The 19,271-nt window shown below is 70.2% G+C and carries 18 protein-coding genes and 1 riboswitch; of the genes, 10 read left to right on the top strand and 8 right to left on the bottom strand.

Annotated elements, in window-relative coordinates:
• The first annotated feature begins 103 nt into the window (after window positions 1-103).
• The 4 genes from ABZV38_RS26410 (at window position 104) to ABZV38_RS26395 (ending at window position 5,264) form a co-directional block, all read left to right on the top strand.
• The gene (locus tag ABZV38_RS26410; RefSeq protein ID WP_356330871.1) at window positions 104-1,633 is read left to right on the top strand and encodes an SDR family oxidoreductase; all 1,530 of its coding nucleotides are present in this window, start codon (window positions 104-106) and stop codon (window positions 1,631-1,633) included.
• Window positions 1,634-1,789: 156 nt separating this feature from the next.
• Window positions 1,790-3,232, top strand: a complete 1,443-nt coding sequence (gene gndA, locus ABZV38_RS26405) for an NADP-dependent phosphogluconate dehydrogenase (protein ID WP_356330870.1) — start codon at window positions 1,790-1,792, stop codon at window positions 3,230-3,232.
• A gap of 164 nt (window positions 3,233-3,396) precedes the next feature.
• Entirely contained in the window at window positions 3,397-4,467 is a 1,071-nt protein-coding gene (locus ABZV38_RS26400) for a Dyp-type peroxidase (RefSeq protein ID WP_356330868.1), read from the top strand.
• Entirely contained in the window at window positions 4,467-5,264 is a 798-nt protein-coding gene (locus ABZV38_RS26395) for a family 1 encapsulin nanocompartment shell protein (RefSeq protein WP_356330866.1), read from the top strand. The genes ABZV38_RS26400 and ABZV38_RS26395 overlap by 1 nt, the downstream gene beginning before the upstream one ends.
• Before the next feature lie 135 nt (window positions 5,265-5,399).
• On the opposite strand, the gene ABZV38_RS26390 is transcribed toward ABZV38_RS26395, so the two are convergent.
• A complete protein-coding gene (locus ABZV38_RS26390; RefSeq protein WP_356330865.1) occupies window positions 5,400-5,786 on the bottom strand; it encodes a hypothetical protein in 387 nt (128 codons plus the stop codon).
• Between the two features lie 380 nt (window positions 5,787-6,166).
• On the opposite strand from ABZV38_RS26390, the gene ABZV38_RS26385 reads away from it, so the two are divergent.
• The 3 genes from ABZV38_RS26385 to ABZV38_RS26375 all read left to right on the top strand — a co-directional run bounded on the left by ABZV38_RS26385 (window position 6,167) and on the right by ABZV38_RS26375 (window position 10,830).
• Window positions 6,167-7,474, top strand: a complete 1,308-nt coding sequence (locus ABZV38_RS26385) for a helix-turn-helix domain-containing protein (RefSeq protein WP_356330939.1) — start codon at window positions 6,167-6,169, stop codon at window positions 7,472-7,474.
• A gap of 193 nt (window positions 7,475-7,667) precedes the next feature.
• Complete coding sequence (locus ABZV38_RS26380; RefSeq protein WP_356330863.1) at window positions 7,668-9,341, top strand: helix-turn-helix domain-containing protein; 1,674 nt, start codon at window positions 7,668-7,670, stop codon at window positions 9,339-9,341.
• A 106-nt stretch (window positions 9,342-9,447) separates the two neighbouring features.
• Window positions 9,448-10,830, top strand: coding sequence for a diaminopimelate decarboxylase (locus ABZV38_RS26375; RefSeq protein WP_356330861.1), 1,383 nt, complete (start codon window positions 9,448-9,450; stop codon window positions 10,828-10,830).
• 350 nt (window positions 10,831-11,180) lie between these two features.
• Here ABZV38_RS26375 and ABZV38_RS26370 read toward each other — a convergent pair whose 3' ends face one another.
• The 3 genes from ABZV38_RS26370 to panD are packed head-to-tail and all read right to left on the bottom strand — an operon-like array spanning window position 11,181 to window position 12,657.
• On the bottom strand, window positions 11,181-11,807 hold the full coding sequence (locus tag ABZV38_RS26370) for an aspartate/glutamate racemase family protein (RefSeq protein ID WP_356330859.1): 627 nt from the start codon (window positions 11,805-11,807) through the stop codon (window positions 11,181-11,183).
• Window positions 11,808-11,852: 45 nt separating this feature from the next.
• Window positions 11,853-12,203, bottom strand: a complete 351-nt coding sequence (locus ABZV38_RS26365; protein ID WP_356330858.1) for a GNAT family N-acetyltransferase — start codon at window positions 12,201-12,203, stop codon at window positions 11,853-11,855.
• A 28-nt stretch (window positions 12,204-12,231) separates the two neighbouring features.
• On the bottom strand, window positions 12,232-12,657 hold the full coding sequence (panD, locus tag ABZV38_RS26360) for an aspartate 1-decarboxylase (protein WP_356330855.1): 426 nt from the start codon (window positions 12,655-12,657) through the stop codon (window positions 12,232-12,234).
• Between the two features lie 144 nt (window positions 12,658-12,801).
• Here panD and ABZV38_RS26355 point away from each other — a divergent pair, with 144 nt between their 5' ends.
• The gene (locus tag ABZV38_RS26355; protein WP_356330853.1) at window positions 12,802-13,053 is read left to right on the top strand and encodes a hypothetical protein; all 252 of its coding nucleotides are present in this window, start codon (window positions 12,802-12,804) and stop codon (window positions 13,051-13,053) included.
• Window positions 13,054-13,084: 31 nt separating this feature from the next.
• Here the strand turns inward: ABZV38_RS26355 and ABZV38_RS26350 are convergent, their stop codons facing one another.
• Both ABZV38_RS26350 and ABZV38_RS26345 read right to left on the bottom strand, forming a co-directional pair.
• Window positions 13,085-13,330, bottom strand: a complete 246-nt coding sequence (locus ABZV38_RS26350; protein WP_356330851.1) for a hypothetical protein — start codon at window positions 13,328-13,330, stop codon at window positions 13,085-13,087.
• Complete coding sequence (locus tag ABZV38_RS26345) at window positions 13,314-13,565, bottom strand: DUF6400 family protein (protein ID WP_356330849.1); 252 nt, start codon at window positions 13,563-13,565, stop codon at window positions 13,314-13,316. Before ABZV38_RS26345 ends, ABZV38_RS26350 begins: the two co-directional genes overlap by 17 nt.
• Window positions 13,566-14,120: 555 nt before the next feature.
• Here ABZV38_RS26345 and ABZV38_RS26340 point away from each other — a divergent pair.
• Entirely contained in the window at window positions 14,121-15,200 is a 1,080-nt protein-coding gene (locus ABZV38_RS26340; RefSeq protein WP_356330847.1) for a dihydrodipicolinate reductase, read from the top strand.
• Window positions 15,197-15,676, top strand: coding sequence for a carboxymuconolactone decarboxylase family protein (locus tag ABZV38_RS26335; RefSeq protein ID WP_356330845.1), 480 nt, complete (start codon window positions 15,197-15,199; stop codon window positions 15,674-15,676). The genes ABZV38_RS26340 and ABZV38_RS26335 overlap by 4 nt, the downstream gene beginning before the upstream one ends.
• Window positions 15,677-15,679: 3 nt before the next feature.
• Here ABZV38_RS26335 and ABZV38_RS26330 read toward each other — a convergent pair whose 3' ends face one another.
• Both ABZV38_RS26330 and ABZV38_RS26325 read right to left on the bottom strand, forming a co-directional pair.
• Entirely contained in the window at window positions 15,680-17,323 is a 1,644-nt protein-coding gene (locus ABZV38_RS26330) for a GMC oxidoreductase (RefSeq protein WP_356330843.1), read from the bottom strand.
• A 316-nt stretch (window positions 17,324-17,639) separates the two neighbouring features.
• Window positions 17,640-18,413 carry a LysM peptidoglycan-binding domain-containing protein gene (locus ABZV38_RS26325; protein WP_356330841.1) on the bottom strand — a complete coding sequence of 258 codons (774 nt, stop codon included), beginning with the start codon at window positions 18,411-18,413 and terminating at the stop codon, window positions 17,640-17,642.
• Between the two features lie 3 nt (window positions 18,414-18,416).
• A riboswitch (cyclic di-AMP (ydaO/yuaA leader) is annotated at window positions 18,417-18,602 on the bottom strand.
• Window positions 18,603-19,271: the final 669 nt, after the last annotated feature.

Raw genomic sequence — 19,271 nt, 5'->3', positions numbered from 1 at the left:
CCGCTTCCCGCCGCCCCAAGCATCCGGACACATCGTCGGGAAGCGGAAGGGACGGCGCACAGGCACGGTGGAAGAGTCGGCGATCGAGACGTACGGAGGCGCCATGAACCACGAGGACGGCGCACCGGGACTGCGCTGCCTGGTGACCGGTGCGACGGGCTACATCGGAGGCCGGCTGGTCCCCGAACTGCTCGATGCCGGGCACAGCGTGCGCTGTCTCGCGCGTACGCCCGAGAAGCTGCGTGACCACCCCTGGGCCGGCCGGGCCGAGGTCGTCCGCGGTGATGTCCTGGACCCCGAGTCGCTGGGGACAGCCATGCGGGGTGTGGACGTCGCCTACTACCTGGTGCACGCACTCGGCAGCGGATCGGACTTCGAGGCCACGGACCGCAACGCGGCCCGGACATTCGGCGAGCAGGCGCGCGCCGCAGGTGTCTCACGCATCGTCTATTTGGGCGGACTCACGCCCGCCGGCGTCCCCGAGCACGAACTGTCGCCCCATCTGCGCTCGCGTGCCGAGGTCGGCAGGATCCTGCTGGAGTCGGGCGTGCCGACCACGGCTCTGCGCGCGGCCGTCATCATCGGCTCCGGTTCGGCCTCCTTCGAGATGTTGCGCTACCTCACCGAACGTCTGCCGGTCATGGTCACGCCGAGCTGGGTGTCGACCAGGATCCAACCGGTCGCCGTCCGTGACGTACTGCGCTATCTCGTGGGCAGCGCAACCATGCCGGCCGAGGTGAACCGCACCTTCGACATCGGCGGCCCCGACATCGTCACCTACCGCGAGATGATGCAGGTGTACGCGACCGTCGCCCGTCTGCCGCACCGGCTGATCCTGCCCGTCCCGATGCTGACACCCCGGCTGTCGAGCCACTGGATCGGGCTGGTCACCCCTGTACCCCGCTCGATCGCACGCCCGCTCGCCGAATCGCTGAAGTACGAGGTCGTGTGCCGCGAGCACGACATCGCACGCTACGTCCCCGACGGGCCCGGGCAGCCGTTCACGTTCCGGAGGGCGCTGGCGCTCGCGCTGCAGCGGGTGCGCGAGGCGAACGTGACAACTCGGTGGTCGTCGGCCTCGGTGCCCGGTGCGCCGAGCGACCCGCTGCCCACGGACCCGGGCTGGGCAGGCGGCAGTCTCTACACCGACGAGCGGGAACTCTGCATCGACGCCGCCCCAGAGGCCCTGTGGAGGGTCATCGAAGGCATCGGGGGCGACCACGGCTGGTATTCCTTCCCCCTGGCATGGGCTGTCCGCGGCTGGCTCGACCGTGCGATCGGCGGTGTCGGACTGAGACGAGGCCGCCGGGACGCCACCCGGCTCAGGGTGGGCGACTCGTTGGACTTCTGGCGGGTCGAAGACATCGTGCCGGGCCATCTGCTGCGGCTGCGCGCGGAGATGCGGCTGCCCGGCCTGGCATGGCTGGAGCTGTACGCCGAGCGGAACACGTCCGGAGGCGCGCACTACCGGCAGCGCGCACTGTTCCATCCCCGAGGGCTGCTGGGCCATGCCTACTGGTGGAGTGTCTCCCCGTTCCACGCCGTCGTCTTCGGAGGGATGGCCCGCAACATTGCTCGCGCCGCCATGCTGCCCACCCCGTCGGAACAGGTGAAAGCAGCCTCCGCCCTCTGACCGGCGAGGCGTGAGCCGTGGCACCGCGGCACTCGACCGTACGGACGGTTTACTGCGGCAGCGTGCACGGCGTACGGCGGCTTGAACAGGCCGTCCTCGCGCCCCGTATCCATACTGGTCATCCCGGCATCCTCGACAGACTGCAGGAGCACACAGATGAGCGGCACTGCGCAGATCGGCGTCACTGGACTTGCGGTGATGGGCCGCAATCTCGCCCGGAACTTCGCCCGCAACGGCTTCACCGTAGCGGTGCACAACCGTACGACCGCGAAGACCGACGCCCTGGTGAAGGAGTTCGGCGACGAGGGCACCTTCGTCGCCGCGCGCACGCCCGAGGAGTTCGTGGCAGCGCTGGAACGCCCGCGCAGGCTGGTCATCATGGTCAAGGCAGGCGATCCGACAGACGCGGTGATCCAGGAGTTCGCCCCGCTGCTCGACGAGGGCGACGTCATCATCGACGGCGGCAACGCGCACTTCGAGGACACCCGCCGCCGCGAGAAGGATCTGCGCGAGCGCGGCATCCATTTCGTCGGTGTCGGTATCTCGGGCGGCGAGGAGGGCGCGCTGAACGGGCCGAGCATCATGCCCGGCGGTTCCACCCGGTCGTACGAATCGCTGGGACCGCTCCTGGAGAAGATCGCCGCGAAGGCGAAGGACGGCACTCCGTGCACCACGCACATCGGCCCCGACGGTGCCGGGCACTTCGTGAAGATGGTCCACAACGGCATCGAATACGCGGACATGCAGCTGATCGCGGAGGCGTACGACCTGCTGCGGAGGGTGGCCGGCTACTCCCCCGCGAAGATCGCCGAGACGTTCCGCGGCTGGAACACCGGCCGGCTCGACTCGTATCTGATCGAGATCACGGCGGAAGTCCTCTCCCATACGGACCGGGAGACGGGGAAGCCGTTCGTCGACATCGTGCAGGACCGGGCGGAGCAGAAGGGCACGGGCCGCTGGACCGTGCAGATCGCACTCGATCTGGGCGTGCCGGTCTCCGGTATCGCAGAGGCCGTCTTCGCCCGTTCGCTGTCGGGCCACGCGGATCTGCGGGAGGCCGCGCGGGAGCTGCCGGGCCCGTCGGCCACTCCACTGGCCGGGGCCGAGGCCGCGGCGTTCGCCGACCGGGTGGAGCAGGCGCTGTACGCCTCCAAGATCGTCTCGTACACGCAGGGGTTCCATCAGATCCGGGCGGGCAGCGAGACATACGACTGGAAGATCGATCTCGGTGCGGTGGCCGCGATCTGGCGGGCCGGTTGCATCATCCGGGCGGCATTCCTGGACCGGATCCGGGCGGCGTACGACGCACAGCCGGAGCTGGTGAGTCTCCTCTCCGACCAGCAGTTCGCCGAGGAGATCGGCGCGGCGCAGGACGACTGGCGGACGGTGGTCGCCGAGGCGGTACGCCAGGGAGTGCCGACCCCCGGATTCGCCGCCGCGCTTTCGTACTACGACGGTCTGCGCGCCGACCGGCTGCCCGCGGCGCTCACTCAGGGGCAGCGGGACTTCTTCGGGGCGCACACCTACCGGCGTACGGACCGTCCTGGCTCCTTCCACACGCTCTGGGGCGGCGACCGGTCGGAGACCGCCACCGGCTGACGGGCCGCGGCCGGCTGTTCGCCCGGCCGGGTCACCCCGGGTGCGGCGGAACGGTACCTATGCGTAAGTAGCAGCGAGTCCCGCCGTCGTCCCGCACCGCCGGGACGCCGGCACCGCACCGACGCCACGACCGCGCTGTCGCCACCACTCCTCGGAGCCTCCGTATGCCCGACGCCGTCCCGGACCCGGCCGCCGCCCAGCCCGTCGTCACGCCGCTGACCACCGCCGCCCTGATCCTGGTCGCCACGATCGAGCCAGGTGGTGAGGCCGCCGTACGCGACGTGCTCCCGGACCTCGGGGCGTTCGCCCGGTCCATCGACTTCCGGTACCCGGGCGTCGATCTGGCCTGTGTGACCGGGTTCGGCTCGGATGCCTGGGACCGGCTGTTCGCAGGGCCGCGGCCGGCCGGACTCCATCCGTTCCAGGAGCTGCACGGCGCCCGCCACCACGCCCCCGCCACCCCCGGCGATCTGCTGTTCCATATCCGGGGCGAGCGGATGGACGTCTGCTTCGAGTGGGCCGCCCGGCTGATCGGCAGACTCGGCGGGGCCGTGAAGATCGTCGACGAGACCCAGGGGTTCCGCTATCTCGACCACCGCGATCTGCTCGGCTTCGTCGACGGGACGGAGAACCCGGTGGGGGCCGGCGCGCGGGCCGCGGCGCTCGTGGGCTCCGCCGACCCGGACTTCGCCGGCGGCAGCTATGTCATCGTGCAGAAGTATCTTCACGACCTGACCGGCTGGAACGCGCTGAGCACGGAGGAGCAGGAGCGGGTCATCGGCCGCACCAAGGCCGACGACGTCGAAATGCCCGACACCGTCAAGCCGGCCAACTCCCACGTCGCGCTGAACACCCTCACCGCGCCGGACGGATCGGCGCGCGAGATCCTGCGCGCCAATATGCCGTTCGGCAGCTTCGAGCAGGGCGAGTTCGGCACGTACTTCATCGGTTACGCCGCCGATCCGGACGTGACCGAACAGATGCTCCGCAACATGTTCCTCGGCAGTCCGCCCGGTACGCACGACCGCATTCTCGACTTCTCGACCGCGGTCACCGGCACGCTCTTCTACGCCCCCTGCGCCGACTTCTTCGACGCCCCGCCGCCGTCCCCCGTCCTGTCCGGAACCGAGTCCCTGCCGCAGCCTGCGTCCGCGCCGGTGGCCCAGGCCCCGGCTCCGACGGGTGCGGGTGACGGTTCGCTGCACATCGGCAGCCTGCAAGAAAGCGCCCAGTGATGAACAACCTCCACCGCGAACTCGCCCCCATCACGGAAATCGCCTGGGACCAGATCGAAGAAGAGGCCCGGCGCACCTTCAGCCGCCATCTGGCGGGCCGCCGCGTCGTCGATGTGACGGACCCGGAGGGGCCGGCGCTCGCGGCGGTCGGTGACGGGCGTCTGCGTGACATCGATCCGCCGACACCGGACGTCATCGCCCGGGCCCGTACGTCGACGCCGGTCATCGAGTGGCGGGTGCCGTTCACGGTGACCCGGGCGGCCATGGACGATGTCGAGCGCGGCTCCGACGACAGCGACTGGCAGCCCGTCAAGGACGCCGCCCGGACCTGTGCGTTCGCCGAGGACATGGCCATCATCGACGGGTACGCGGCGGCCGGGATCACCGGTCTGCGGGACGGCTCCTCGCACCCTGCGCTGGCGCTGCCGGCCGATGCCCGCGACTATCCGACGACCGTGAGCCAGGCGTTGACCCGGCTGCGCCTGGCCGGTGTCGACGGGCCGTACCGGCTGCTGCTCGGCGCCGACGCGTTCACCGAGGCGACGGAGACGTCCGACCACGGCTATCCGGTGGCCACGCATCTCTCGCGACTGCTGGACGACCGGATCCTGTGGGCGCCCGCCGTCAAGGGCGGGGTGCTGCTGTCCACCCGTGGCGGCGACTTCGAACTGCGGCTGGGCCAGGATCTGTCCATCGGCTATCAGGACCACGACGCGACCCACATCCGGCTCTACTTCCACCAGTCGTTCACGTTCCGGATGCTGACGCCGGAGGCCGTGGTCCCGATCGTCGCCTGAGGCGGGAGGGCCTGGAACGGCCCGTTACTTCCGGTGGCCGGTGGCCTGGACCCTCCAGGTGAGTGTGTCGGTGGCCAGGGCACGGACGGCGGGGTCGCGGATGGTTCGGGGCCTCCCCGTCGCCTCTGGCCACACTCATATGGCCGGGTCGTGAGGGATTCCGCCCGCCTGGGACGGAGCGCATACGGGATATGCGTGAGCGGAGTAGCCGGCACCACCGTACTTGGTGGAGTTGGCGGTGATCACGACGTCGAGCCGGTCGTCGGTCGTGCCGGTCACCGATTGGCGTCCGACCGTGCCGTCCACGGCGGCATCCGCGGCGCCGAGCGAAGCACCTGCACTCCGGCCGGTCGTCGCCGGCGCGGCGGCCGGCACCTCCACGGTCCGGCCGGCGCCACCGGGCGCGAGGAAGTACTCGACCCGGTGACTTCCCCCGCCGTCGGCATCGGCTACTGCCGCCCCCGCGGGGGCGGCAGTAGCGGCGGTCGCTGCCAGCAGGCCGACGAGAGCGAGTCCCGTCACCGATACCGCCGTTCGGCACGTGCCTGGGCCTGTGCGTATGCACAACTCCTTGAAGGCCTCGGACTCCGAGTGGACGTGAGGGGGCACAACCCTTGATCAACTTGCGAGTTAATGGGATTTATCTCGACGCTTGACCTAGATGTGAACGAGGCGCCGAACATGGCCCGCAAGACTGGCGGTTGGTGCGCGCAGCCGGACAACTACTCTTCATGGAGCGCAGATCACGTCGTGAGTACAGGAGGGGCGAGCCAGTGGCCGCGATACACACCACAGGCACGGACGCCGGGAACGGACCGGGCGAGGGGCACGGACCGGGCGAGGGGCACGGACCGGGCGAGGGGCACGGACCGGAGAACGATCCCGGCGCCGTCGGACGGCGCGTGCACCGGCTGCGCACGAAGCGTGGGCTGACCCAACGTCAGCTGGCCGAGCCCGCCTACACGCCGGCGTACATCTCGACTCTGGAAGCGGGCCGGGTCCGCCCCTCCGAGTCCGCCGTACGGCATCTCGCGGAGCGCCTGGGGGTGACGTACGAGGAACTGGCCACAGGGCGCCCGGCCCATCTCGCCACCGACCTGCGGCTGCGCCTTGTCGAGGCCCAGCGGACCCTGGCCACCGGCGCCGCCGAGGACGCCGCCGCCGCCTACGCCCGGCTGCTCGCCGAGGCCGAGCGACTCGTACTCGACGGCGAACGCGCCACGGCGCTGCTGGGGCTCGGGCAGTGCGCGCTCGAGACGGGGGACCTGTCGGTGGCCCGCGAGCACTTCGAAGCCGCGGAGAAACTCCTCGCCGGCGCCCCGCTCCCGGAGCGCGCCCCAGCAATCCGCGGCCGGGCCGTCGCGCACCTCCTGGCGGGCGAACTCCGCTACGCCTGCTATCTGCTGGAGAGCGCGATCGACGAGCTCAACGCCTCCGGTCTGCAGGACCCCGGTGCGCTTCTGCTGCTGTACACAGCCGCGATCGCCCCCTACATGGACATGGGTGCCCATGCCCGCGCCGCGCAGGCAGGCGAACTGGCGCTGGCCCTCGCCCCGCAGGTCTCCGACCCGGAGCTGGTCGCCGGACTGCACCGAGGAGTCGCGCGTACGCTCATCGCGGCCGGCCGCACAGCGGAGGCCGACGCCTCGCTCGCCAAGGCTGCCGAGATCTACCAGCAGCTCCAGATCCGTACGGAGATGGCGCACTGCCACTGGATGCGCGGCTATGTGCGGGCGCAGGACGGCGATCTGTTCGGTGCCGAGACCGAACTGCGTGCCGCACGCGACATGCTGGCCTCGAAGCGGGCGGCGCTCTACACGGCACAGGTCGAGGTGGAGCTCGCCGATGTGCTGCGCCGGCTCGGCAAGGCGCAGGAGGCAGAGGCCCTGCTGCGGAGGCTGCTCTGCGAACTGCAGCCGGACCGGGGCTCGGTCCACGCCGGCGGCGTGCACCGGCTCCTCGGGCAGATCGCCGAGGAACGGGGCGACCTCGACCGCGCCGAGGAGCACTACGTCACCGCGCTCGGCCTGCTGGAACGCGCGGGCGCGGCCGGTGACCTGGCGGACATCTGCCGGCTCCTCGGCGATCTGCTGCGCCGGGCGGGCCGCACCGAGGCGGCGATGGACGCGTACCGCACCGGTCTCGGCCACCGGGCCGCACCGGGCAGTACGACGCTGGGCCCGGCGCCGGTCCGTCCGCGGACCTCGTGAAGACTGCACCGGACCGGGACCGCATCGGCGAGCAGCCCCGAGACGATCCGGCCGCCTCCCGAAGGCTGCCGCGAGTCGGGTCGGGGCCCCGTCGGCTCCGTCGTGCACCTCTTCTCCTCCGGCGTCTCCTCCCGCTCACGCATACGCAGGGCCCCACTCGGCCACCACCCCGCCCTTCGTATGCTCGGCTTTCATGACGATCCCTCCGCCCCACGATGTGCGTGAGTCCGAACCGGGGGCCGAGCTCCGCGACGTCCTGGCGTTCGACGACGGCGGGACTCTGCGGCTGCTGCTCGCCCCTGCCGGTCAGGACATCTGCGTCCGTGGGGTGGCGGTGGGCGACGAGGGCCCCGGGCAGCCGCTCGACCGCCGCATCGTGCTGGCCGTCGGCCCGCCCGCCGCCTCCGCCGACGCGGCGGACCCGGTGCGCGAGGCGGCCCGGCGCGGTGCCTGCGCCGTGGTGCTCCGGGACACGGAAGGAGTGCCCGCGGCGCCCGAGGTGCTGGCGGCCGCCGAGGAATCGGGCATCGCCCTGCTCGCCCGCGCGGCGTGGGCCGACTGGACCGACACCGCGGCGCTGCTGCGTTCCGCTCTCTCGTTCGTGGAGGCGGGGCGTGGAGAGGCAGCCGCCGCCACGGCGGATGCCTCGGCCGGCGGGCTGGCCGCCCTCGCCTCGGCCATCGCCGAGTCCACCGGGGGTTCCCTCACCATCGAGGACACCCGGTTCCGGGTCCTGGCACACTCCGCCACCCGCCCCGAGGCGGACGGGGTGCGCCGGTCGACCATTCTGGGCGGCCGGGTTCCCGAGTGGCGCGTCGCCGAACTGCGCCGCAGTGGGATCCTCCGCGCGCTGTGGACCTCACAGGACGTCGTCCACCGCCCCGCCGACGGCGACAGCCCCGAGCGTCTGATCATCGCCGTCCGCAGCGGCTCCGAAGTGCTCGGGTCCATCTGGGCGGCTGCGGACGGGCGCGCGCTGTCCGCCCGGGCGGCGGAAGCACTGCGGCACGGAGCGGAGGTCGCCGCGCCGCACCTGGTGCAGCACCGGCTGCGCGAGAGCGGTGCCGTGCGCCGCAGGGACCATGCGGTGCGCGGTCTGCTGTACGGGCACGGGGACCGGCGCACGCACGCCTGGTCGCTGGGGTTGTCGCCGGAGGCGCCGTGCGCGGTCGTGGTCGCCGAACGCGACGGCGGGCCGCGGGCACCGGCCGACCGGGTCCTCGATGTGCTGGGCCTGCAGGCCGCCTCGTACCACCCCTCGGTGCGCGTCCTGCGCGACGGGGACCGACTCCTTGTGCTGCTGCCTGTCGAGAGCGGCCGGGAGAGAGAAGCGCTGGGCCTGGCAAGGGAGTTGGACACGCTCGCCACGTCGATCCCCGGATCCGCCCCGGTCTGGGTCGGCGCAGGGTCCGTGGCGTCCTCCGCGTTGCGGGCCGCCGCGTCGTACGAGGAGGCGGGACTGGTCGTACGGGTGCTGCGTGACCGTGCGGCGCGCGGAAGGGAGCCGCACGGCGGGGAGTCGCACGGTGCGCAGCCGGCACCGGTCCGGTGGGCAGGGGCCGCCGAGGTCGGGCCCGCTCTGGACGTCCTGCGGGTCCTGGACGCCGTACGGCCGGTCTGGGAAGCGGGCAGCGGGCCGGTGCACGACCTTGTACGGACGGACCTGGCGACCGGCGGCGAGCTGGTCCGCTCGCTCGCCGCCTATTTCGACGCGTCGGGCGATGTCGCACGGGCGGCCCGGCGGCTCGTCCTGCACCCCAACACCCTGCGGTACCGGCTACGACGCGCCCGGGAGCGGTTCGGCGTCGACCTCGACGACCCCGACACCCGGCTACTCATCACCCTCGCCGTCCGCCTCACCGGTTAGATTTGTCCCATATTGGTGCAGCCGTTGGCCCGACGGCCAAGGACCGGCACCGATCCCGTCCTGTCCGACAGAGACCTGCGGGGCTCCCATCACCGACTCTCGTCGTATGCCTCTCACCGCGGCCGTCCCCGGCCCTCCGTCCTCCGCGCGTGTCGCCGCCGCGGTCCGCCACGCCGTCGGCGCCGGGCTGCTCGGCGAGTCCCGGCCCGTTGCGGGGTTCATCGACACCGACGGAGTGCGCGACTCCGTCGCCGCCCTCCAGGACGCGTTCGCCGGCACACCCGGCGTGCTGCACACATTTGCCGCCAAGGCCGCGTCCCTGGTCCCCGTGCTGCGACTGCTCGCCGACTGCGGCATGGGGTGCGAGGTCGCCAGCCCGGGTGAGCTGAGACTCGCCCTCGACGCCGGTTTCGCGCCCTCGGCCATCGTGCTCGACTCCCCCGCCAAGACCCGTGACGAGATCCGTCAGGCGCTCGCGCTCGGGGTGGCGCTCAACGCCGACAGCCTCGACGAGGTGCGCCGGATCGCCTCGCTGCGGCCCAGCAGCTCGGCCTCCGTCATCGGGATACGCGTCAACCCGCAGGTGGGCAGCGGTTCCATCGGGGCGATGAGCACCGCCACGGCCACGTCCAAGTTCGGGGTGGCGCTGCGCGATCCCGGCGCGCGCGAGTGTGTCGTGCAGGCCTTCGCCGAGCACTCCTGGCTGACCCAGTTGCATGCCCATGTCGGTTCCCAGGGCTGTTCCCCGGAGCTGATCGCGGCCGGTGTCGCAGAGATGTACCAGCTCGCCGAGGAGATCAACAAGACGCTCGGCACGCGGCAGGTCACCAGCATCGACATCGGCGGCGGCCTTCCCGTCAACTTCGACGACGACTCCGTCCGGCCCACCTTCGCCGCCTACGCGGCGGCGCTGCGGGCGGCGGTACCGGGGCTCTTCGACGGCCGGTACGGGCTGGTCACCGAGTTCGGCCGGTCGCTGCTCGCCAAGAACGGATTCATCGGGGCGCTCGTCGAGTACACGAAGGACGCGGGGGGCCGCCGTATCGCGCTCACCCACGCGGGGGCGCAGATCGCCACCCGTACCGTCTTCATGCCTGACGCCTGGCCCCTGCGGGTGGGGGCGTTCGACGCCGAGGGACGGCCCAAGGACGGTCCGCTCCTGGTCCAGGACGTCGCGGGGCCGTGCTGCTTCGCCGGTGATGTCGTCGCGCACGCCCGGGAACTGCCGGAACTGCGGGAGGGCGACTTCGTGGTGCTGTACGACACGGGCGCGTACTACTTCTCCACGCCGTGGTCGTACAACAGCCTGCCGCGCCCCGCCGTGTACGGCTTCAGCACGGTCGGCGACGGCGGGGACGGCGGCTCGGACGGGGACACGGTGCGCTTCGCGCCGGTGCGTGATGCGCAGTCGCTGGACTCGATCGCCGAGGAGAGCGGCGCAGGCCACGCCGATTCGCTCCTCGGGCTCGGACCGCGGCGCGACCGGTAGCAGGTCGCGGCGGTACGGACCGGCCCCGTCATCCGGGCGGCTGGGGCGACGGCTCCGGTTCCGGCACCGGCTCGGGCCGCGGCGGCTGCGGAATCGGGTCGGGCGACGGACCGGGCGGCACAGGGCCGGGGACGGGCGGCGCGGGCGTCGGCTCGGGCAGCGGCGACGGCGGTCCCGGCATGGGGCCGGGGGTCGGCGCGGGTGGAACAGGGTCGGGGTACGGGTTGGTCATGTCGGGCCTCCGAAGGTTCGGCGGATCTCGACTCCACCGTCTCCCGGAGCGGCTGCCCTCGCCTGCCGAGTCCATACGTCCGGGTTCCGTACCGTCGGACGAGAACCCGTACGGCGGCTCAGCCCGCCGCGGCGGCCGCGGCGGCGAGCCCGGGTCGGGGGCTGGAGAGGACCGGGATCCGTGTGGCTGTGCGGGTGGCGGCATCGGCCATGGACGCCTGGGCCAGCACGATCACATCGGCGTCCGTCACCCGGTCGGCGGCCGCCGCCACCAGTTCCAGGTAACCGTCACGGTCACCGGCCTCGAACCGCGCCCATGCGCCGGCGACCAGCACCGTGCGGATGTCCACGCGCCGGCCGCCCGCCTCCTCGGCGAGCAGGGCGAGCGTCGGCGGCAGGGTGTCTCCGATCGCCGCGAGGACCACCACCCGGTCCCTCGCGGCGGCGGCCGCCGCCATCGGGCGGTCGACACGCAGCACGGGGACGCCGAGCGGCTCCGCGGCGGACTCGGCGACCCCGCCGATCGTCGAACAGGTGCAGAGCACCGCAGTTGCACCTTCGGCGACAGCTCCCGCGAGCAGTGCCTCGATCGCACCGCGCACCGCGTCGGGGCCCGCGTCCCGGGCGCGGGCGAGCAGGCCCTCGTGCACGAGATGGCGCAGGACGAGACCGGGGTGGTCGGCGTCGCGGAGCGCCTCGAAGACCGGGACGTGGAGCGGGGAGGTGTGCAGGAGCGCAAGTGTCATCGGCGAGGGCCCGGGGTCCTGTTCAGAGGGGATCGGATCGGACCGTTACAACTCGGGGTGGGACTTCAGCTGCTCCTTTGCCCGCTCCACCAGCTCGACCGGGGCCACCGGGGCCTGGTCGGGGTGGCCCAGAGCCCACTTCGCGGCGTACGGGCAGAGCGGGACGACGGGCACCCCCTCGCGGCCCGCCATGGCGTAGAACTCCTGGGCCAGGGCGCCGGCGAATCCCTTGCCCTTGTGCTCGGGTTCGACGACGGTGTGCACGGCGACGAGCGCGGCGGGCGTGCCGTCCATCACGAAGTACGCGATGACTCCGGCGGTCCGGCCGTCCACCAGTGCCAGCAGGTTGCCGTTCTCTCGGTCGTCGAAGAATTCGAGCGCGGTGTTCTCAGCCATGGCGAGGGCTCCCTCCTGAACGGAACGGTCAGTTGGCTACGGGAACGGCGTACGGGCTGCGTTCGGTAGCGGTGCCCGGCACGGGTGCCGAGGCATCGGCACCGAGCGCGACGATCCGGTTGTCGGCGTCGACATGGACGATGCGCGGGGTCAGAGCGCGGGCCTCGGCATCGTCGACCTGGGCGTAGCTGATCAGGATGACCAGGTCGCCGGGGTGGACGAGGTGGGCGGCGGCACCGTTGATGCCGATGACACCGGAGCCGCGCTCGCCCTCGATGACGTACGTCTCCAGCCGGGCGCCGTTGTCTATGTCGACGATGTGCACGAGCTCACCGGGCAGCAGATCGGCTGCTTCCATCAGCTCGGCATCGACCGTGACGGAGCCGACGTAGTGCAGATCGGCCTGGGTCACGGTGGCCCGGTGGATCTTCGACTTGAACATGGTACGAAACACGAAAAATCTCCCGACTTTCCTGCTCCCTGCCCGCTTCCCGCAGGTCAAGGGCGACGTCCGGAGCCTACAACGATTCGCACCTTCGGTCAGCTCCCGCTGGATGTCCGAGGAGAGTGCCTGAGCGCCGCGGGCCGCACACTCACCGTGGATCCCGACGACTTCACCCGCCTGCTGATCGCCATCCGGGAAGGCGGACTCGCCCAGAGCTATGTCGAGCCCGACCGGCTACCCCCCGGACAGCTCGAACGCCAGTTTCTCGCTCCGCCGACACCGAGCAGGAAACAGAACAGCCTGCCCCGCGCGAAGACCCCGAATCTCCCCTGTGAACCGCTTCATTTCGTGTCGCGCACGTCGCAGGACTGTGCGCAGGACCAAGGGCCGCCCCAAGTCCTGTGACCACCAGGCCAAGTCCTGAGCCGGCCGTCGGTCAGCACCCGGAGGTGCTGTCGTCGCGGCGGCTGACGCCGGGCCGCGTGTTCACTGACCACATGTGTGTGCACCGCGGACACTGAAGGTGAACGACCGGTCCCTTGGTGGATATCAGATAGCGCCAGTGCTCACCGCAGTTACGGCGGTCGGCGCACGTCTCGCAATGACGGGCGTCGTCGCAGACGGGGCAGGCGAGCCAGGCACGGCGGGCGACGTCCGCCTGTGGATCAATGGGCAGCCGCACGGCCCGGCTCCCCTCCTGGCAGGACACCGGTCGCCACGAGCAGGTCGTAGGTGCGCTGCTGCTCGACGTCCAGGTTCGAGTAAAGGAGCGCGTAGGCCTCGTCCTCGCTCTGGAGAACGGCGACCGGGTTCCAGTCGGGCCCGAGTGCGGTCACGACCTCCGCCCGTCGTCGAGCTTCCTCGAAGGTCAGATCGATGGTGAAGGGTATGGAATCGGTGAGATCTTCCTCGTTCATGGTGCGACTTTCGATGAGTTGTCGGAATTCCACATCTCTATCAGGCGACTGCAGCGACAGGGAAGGGTGACCTAAGTCGCCCCGGAGCGACGCAGTGTCCGGACCGTCAACGGGGAACCCTCAGATCGGCAGACAGGGGTGGGCCGTTGCCGGCACCAGGAACCAACGGCGGACACGGCCCCGCGCACGGCACTGTGACGTACTTCATGGTGTGCCGCATGGACTTCGGCGCGCAGGCGGCGCAGCAGGTGATCCGGGCCACAGGCCGGCTGCGCAAGCGCCGCCGCCCGGTCCTCGGGATCGTCCGGGATCAGCCCGAACGCCCAGCACAGCCGCTCGTCCCGGGCGTGTGTGTTGTCCCGGCCCGTCCGCGCTTCTGCATCCCGTTTCTCCGGCAGGCCGGGAGCATCTCCCAGGCGTGGTGCATTCATTCCCCCTGGCATGGCGGCGCAGCCCGAGCGACGTCGCGATGGCGGTCAACTCCCCTGTCCTGCCCGGCAAACTCATCGCGTCATGGCACTAGGAACTGATAGGTCCTCTCGCTACCCTCCGCGCATGATTTCCACGGTTGTCTGGGGCACGGGCAATGTCGGCCGCGCCGCAATCCGCGCTGTCGAGGCCCATCCGGCGCTCGAGCTCACCGCCGTGCTCGTCCACAACCCCGACAAGGTGGGACGCGACGCGGGCGAGCTCGGTGGGCTCGGTCGTCCGCTGGGGGTCAGGGCGAACGACGACATCGATGCCGTGCTGGCCACCGGTCCCCGGGCCGTGGTGTACGCCGCGTCCGGCGACATCCGCCCCGACGAGGCCCTCGCCGACATCAGCCGGGCGATCCGGGCCGGGGCCGTGGTCGTCACCCCCGCATTGTACGCCCTGTACGACCAGCTCGGCGCCCCGCCGGAGCTGCGGGATCCGGTGCTGGCCGCGATCGCGGACGGCGGCGGCTCGCTGTTCGTCTCCGGTGTCGACCCCGGCTGGGGCAATGACGTACTCCCGTTGCTGATCAGTGGACTCGGTACCTCCGTGGATGTGATCCGCTGTCAGGAGATCTTCGACTACTCCACCTACGACCAGGAGGAATCGGTCCGGTACCTCGTCGGAATGGGCCAGCCGATGGAGTACGAGCCGCTGATGCTCGCACCGTCCGTCCCGACGATGGTGTGGGGTGGGCAGATACGGCTGATGGCCAGGGCACTGGGGGCCGAACTCGAAGACATCCGCGAGACGTTGGACCGGCGCCCGCTCGATGCCACGGTGAGCACCCGGACGATGGGCTCGTTCGAGGCCGGCACCCAGGGCGCCGTGCGGTTCGAAGTGCAGGGCATCGTCGGGGGCGAACCCCGCATCGTCATCGAGCACATCACGCGCATCCACCCCTCCTGCGCGCCGGACTGGCCGACGCCGCCCGACGGCGACGGCGCACATCGAGTGATCATCGAGGGCCGCCCGCGCATCGAGGTCACGGTCGAGGCCACCGACGAGGGCGAGAACAGATCCGCGGGCGGGAACGCCACGGCGGTCGGCCGGCTCGTGGGCGCCATCGACTGGCTCGTGAACGCGGAACCAGGACTGTACGACGCGCTCGACGTCCCGCTGCGCCCCGCAGCCGGCAGGCTCGGAAGGAGACAACCATGAACATCGACATCCCCGAGGGCAGGGACGCGATCGAGTACGTGTGGGGCGAGATGGTGCCCGGGATCGGGATCGCCGCTTCGAACTTCTCGCTGTCGGTGTACGCCCACACGACCCTGGGACTACGCGAGTTCGAAGCCGCACGGTTACGGATCGCCCAGATCAACGGGTGCGTCTTCTGTCTCGACTGGCGGACCGAACGGGACGGCGTGAAGGTCGAGGAGGATTTCGCCGACGCGGTGACCCAGTGGCGTACCACCGGCGTATTCGACGACCGGACCCGATTGGCCGCCGAATACGCCGAGCGGTACGCCCTCGATCACCACAACCTCGACGATGCGTTCTGGTCCCGGATGGCCGCGCACTACAGCCAACTCGAGATCGTGGAGCTGAGCATGAGCATCGGATCATGGCTGGCGTTCGGCCGGCTCAACCATGTGCTGGGCCTCGACACCGTGTGCGCGCTGCCCGGCCGTTGATCGTCACAGGTCGGTGGCGATGATCTTCTCGATGTTCCGTTCGGCGAGCGCGGTGATGGTGACGAACGGGTTGACGCTGGTGTTGCCGGGGATCAGCGAGCCGTCGATGACGTACAGGCCGGAGTAGCCGTGCAGGCGGCCGTAGTTGTCGGTGGCCCGGTTCAGCACCGCGCCGCCGAGCGGGTGGTACGTGAGGTGGTCGCCCCAGATCTTGTAGGTGCCGAAGAGATCGGTCCGGTAGATCGTCCCCTCCTTCTGGTTGATCCTGTCGAAGATCGTCTTGGCGGCGTCGATGGACGGCTGCTTCCAGGCGGTCTGCCAGTTCAGGTCGACCTTGCCCGTCGCGGCGTTCCAGGCGAACTCGGCCCGGTTCGGGTTCTTGGTGATGGACAGGTAGAACGACGCGTAGGTCTCGAATCCGGTGGGCAGCGGCGCGACCTCGGCGAACGCGCCACCGGAGGCCCAGTTGTCGATACCGCCCGTGGGAATGGACGCCTGAAGGCTGCCGGTCGGGTCCCACAGGTGGTTGGCACGGCCGCACATGACGTTGCCGTTGTCGCCCCACCCCTTGCCGATCTCGTTGTTCAGGCCGGGGAGCGCGCCGGTGGCCTTCAACTTGACCAGCAGCTTGCTGGTGCCCACGCTCCCGGCCGCGAAGAACACCCGGTCCGCGGTCACCGTCTTGGTGGCCGTGGTGACACCGCCGGTGTCGATCTGGTCGATGACGACCGTGTAGCCGCCGCCTGCCGCCGGGGCGACCGAAGTGACCTTGTGCAGCGGCGAGATGGCGACCCGGCCGGTGGCCCTGATCCGGTCGATGTACGTCTTCTGCAGCGACTTCTTGCCGTAGTTGTTGCCGTAGAGGATCTCGCCGGCCAGCGCCGATCTGGGGACGGTTCCGGCCTCTTCCTGCTTCATGTAGTCCCAGTCGTACACGGTGGGCACGAAGACGAACGGGAAGCCGGCACGCTGGGCCTGCTTACGGCCGACCCGGGCGTACTGGTAGCACGCGGCGGTCTCGAACCAGGCCGGATCGATGGTGCTGACCCCGAGCCCGGCATTGGCGCGCGGGTAGTAGATCCCGTACATCTCGTCGGCGTCCACCGACGGGAGGACGGCTCCGAAGTTCTCGCGCTTGGGGGTGACCGCCATGCCACCGTTGACCAGCGAGCCGCCACCGACGCCGCGGCCCTGGTAGACCGTGATCCCGCTGAACTCCTCGGCGTCGAGGATCCCGGTGCTGCGGGTGATGTTCTTGTCGATGGGGAAGCCGAGAAAGTTGCTGAGGGGCTGCTTGGTCCTGGTGCGGAGCCAGTACGACCGGCTGTCCGGGGAGGTCGTATTGGCAAAGATCTTGCCGTCCGGGCCGGGGGTGTCCCAGGCCATGCCCATTTCGATCATGTGCACGTCGACGCCTGCCTGGGCGAGACGCAGGGCGGCGACGGAGCCGCCGTATCCGGTGCCGATCACCAGGGCCGGGACATGGGCTCCGGAGTCGATCGGAGCAGCGGAGGTGCCGACCCCGGCCTGGGCGGGGGTGCTGTGACCCACGAGGGCCACGGCCCCTAAAATAGAACCAGTTCCTGTGATGAATCTTCGACGCGAAACGCCCTTGGGGCCTGCATCGTGCATGGTAGAGTCACTCATGTGACACGCCTCACTCTCGACAGAGTGAAACTGGTTCTACTGCCGTTTGCGCGTCAAGTCACTACATACCTGTCGGTAATTTGCGCCCGCTCGAAGCATGTCCCGGATACGCCACGCCGTGCGTCGCGGTGCGGGGGCCGGGCTCACTGCGCCAGGATCCCGGCCTCGGGCGCTGACGCTCCGAACCACCTCGACCGGGGCTGCGATCGACTGAACGGGTCTCGCCTCCGACAGAGCAGAGACGGAAGCGGGTGGCGAGGCCCCCTCGGACTCTCGCCACCCGTCATCCCGGAACGGGCATCAACGCAACCGGGCGTCAGTAGGCCCCGAACACGTTGTCGATCGAGCCGTACTTGGCGGCGGCGTAGTTGCACGCAGCCGTGATGTTGGCGACCGGGTCGTAACTGTCCATCGACGTACCGGGCACGTGGTAGGCCTTGAACGTGGGGTCGATGACCTGCAGAAGCCCCTTGGACGGCGTGCCCTTGGCGGCGTTCGAGTCCCAGTTGTTGATGGCCCGGGGGTTGCCCGAGGACTCGCGCATGATGTTGCGGTGGATGCCGTCGTAGCTGCCGGGAATGCCGTGCTTGGCCATGACGGCCAGCGACTCCTTGATCCAGCCGTCGAGGTTGTTCGTGTACGTCACGGGCTGCGCGGCAGCAGGAGCGGCGCTGCTCGCGGCCGGCTTGGACTCGACAGCCGTGGACTCGGCCTTGGCACCGATGGTCAGCTTCAGGCCCGGGCGAATCAGGCCGGGGTCGGCTCCGATGACCGCTCGATTGTCCTGGTACAGCTGCTGCCAACCGCCACTCAGGGGATGCCCCGCGGCAATCTTGTAAAGGGTGTCACCGGTGACCACGGAATAGATGGAGGGTGCAGCCTTCGGGGCGGCGGCAATTCCCTTGGCAGGTGCCGCAGCGGGCGCCACAGTCTTTGCGACGGCGGCGGTGACAGACTTCGCGGGCGCCGCCGATGCAGCGGTCGCACCGATCACCGGAAGCACGAGAGCGGCTCCGCCCGCGCTCGCGGCGATAAAACCGCGGGACAGCGAACTGGACTTACGACGACGGTGGTTAGCCGTTGCGGGCATGTGCATTCCTCTCCGTCGCCTACGAGGTGAGCTGTCGGGTTGAGGCTGGAGTTGCCTGGCCGTATGGGAATACGACTTCACCCCTAGCCGTTCCGGATATCGGATCGGCGGCTTACCTGGGTCCCCCGCTCCTGCCGTACGTGTGTGGTCGGGTTCCCGGACGGCGGCAGGATTCGGCGTTCCATCCGGATTGACGGTGACCGTAAGCGAGAAACTCCGACCTGAACAAGCCCCCCATTTTCGATCACAATTCATTTACAAGATCGAGTCACGGAATTCTCCGCAATCCATCCCGGTCCACGGAGTCAACTTTCCTTGCACAGAAGGGAACCGGGCGGCGCGCCGCTGCGTCCGCGGGCCTGGAAAGTGACTCTCGCCACTCGGTCCGAAAAGGGCGATTTGCCCGGCTGGCAAATCCTCGGCCCGCGCGAGTTGCCCATTCGTCAATAAAAGAGAGTGACTTTCCTCAATCATCAGAATTGCGACATTTGACGTGTCTCGACATCTATAGGCGGGCGAGCGGGCCTCCGGCCCATCTGGACAGGCGCCCCTCGGGGAGTCGGCAGCGGCAGCGCGTCAGGCGTCTCCACCGGCTGCGGCACTCGCGTGCCCGCCGACCGGCCAGGTCAGGAAGGGGCGACGAGCCCCTTCCTGCGCCCTCGAGGGGCAAGGGCCGAGCTTCTCCGGACCGAACCGCCCGCAGGACCGCATCGCCCTCGGCAACACCTCGCAGCACTTCACGCAGGACGTCCGACGTCCACACCTAAGGGCTGTCCCGTAATCCCTGGTGGATCAGCGCGCGGCGTCAGATGCGGTGCATCGCAAGGCGGAGGAGCGTCCTCATACTGGGCGTATTCG

Source organism: Streptomyces sp. NPDC005181, from assembly GCF_040608395.1.
GTDB lineage: Bacteria > Actinomycetota > Actinomycetes > Streptomycetales > Streptomycetaceae > Streptomyces.
The sequence above is the reverse complement of the archived record's forward strand: the minus strand, read 5'-3'. Positions and strand labels throughout refer to the sequence as shown.

Bases quoted from the DNA above. Each gene is read 5' to 3' on its own strand.
- ABZV38_RS26410 (WP_356330871.1), top strand. From the start codon at position 104: ATGAACCACGAGGACGGCGCACCGGGACTGCGCTGCCTGGTGACCGGT.
- gndA (WP_356330870.1), top strand. From the start codon at position 1,790: ATGAGCGGCACTGCGCAGATCGGCGTCACTGGACTTGCGGTGATGGGC.
- ABZV38_RS26400 (WP_356330868.1), top strand. From the start codon at position 3,397: ATGCCCGACGCCGTCCCGGACCCGGCCGCCGCCCAGCCCGTCGTCACG.
- ABZV38_RS26395 (WP_356330866.1), top strand. From the start codon at position 4,467: ATGAACAACCTCCACCGCGAACTCGCCCCCATCACGGAAATCGCCTGG.
- ABZV38_RS26380 (WP_356330863.1), top strand. From the start codon at position 7,668: ATGACGATCCCTCCGCCCCACGATGTGCGTGAGTCCGAACCGGGGGCC.
- ABZV38_RS26375 (WP_356330861.1), top strand. From the start codon at position 9,448: ATGCCTCTCACCGCGGCCGTCCCCGGCCCTCCGTCCTCCGCGCGTGTC.
- ABZV38_RS26370 (WP_356330859.1), bottom strand. From the start codon at position 11,807: ATGACACTTGCGCTCCTGCACACCTCCCCGCTCCACGTCCCGGTCTTC.
- ABZV38_RS26365 (WP_356330858.1), bottom strand. From the start codon at position 12,203: ATGGCTGAGAACACCGCGCTCGAATTCTTCGACGACCGAGAGAACGGC.
- ABZV38_RS26345 (WP_356330849.1), bottom strand. From the start codon at position 13,565: ATGAACGAGGAAGATCTCACCGATTCCATACCCTTCACCATCGATCTG.
- ABZV38_RS26340 (WP_356330847.1), top strand. From the start codon at position 14,121: ATGATTTCCACGGTTGTCTGGGGCACGGGCAATGTCGGCCGCGCCGCA.
- ABZV38_RS26335 (WP_356330845.1), top strand. From the start codon at position 15,197: ATGAACATCGACATCCCCGAGGGCAGGGACGCGATCGAGTACGTGTGG.
- ABZV38_RS26330 (WP_356330843.1), bottom strand. From the start codon at position 17,323: ATGAGTGACTCTACCATGCACGATGCAGGCCCCAAGGGCGTTTCGCGT.
- ABZV38_RS26325 (WP_356330841.1), bottom strand. From the start codon at position 18,413: ATGCCCGCAACGGCTAACCACCGTCGTCGTAAGTCCAGTTCGCTGTCC.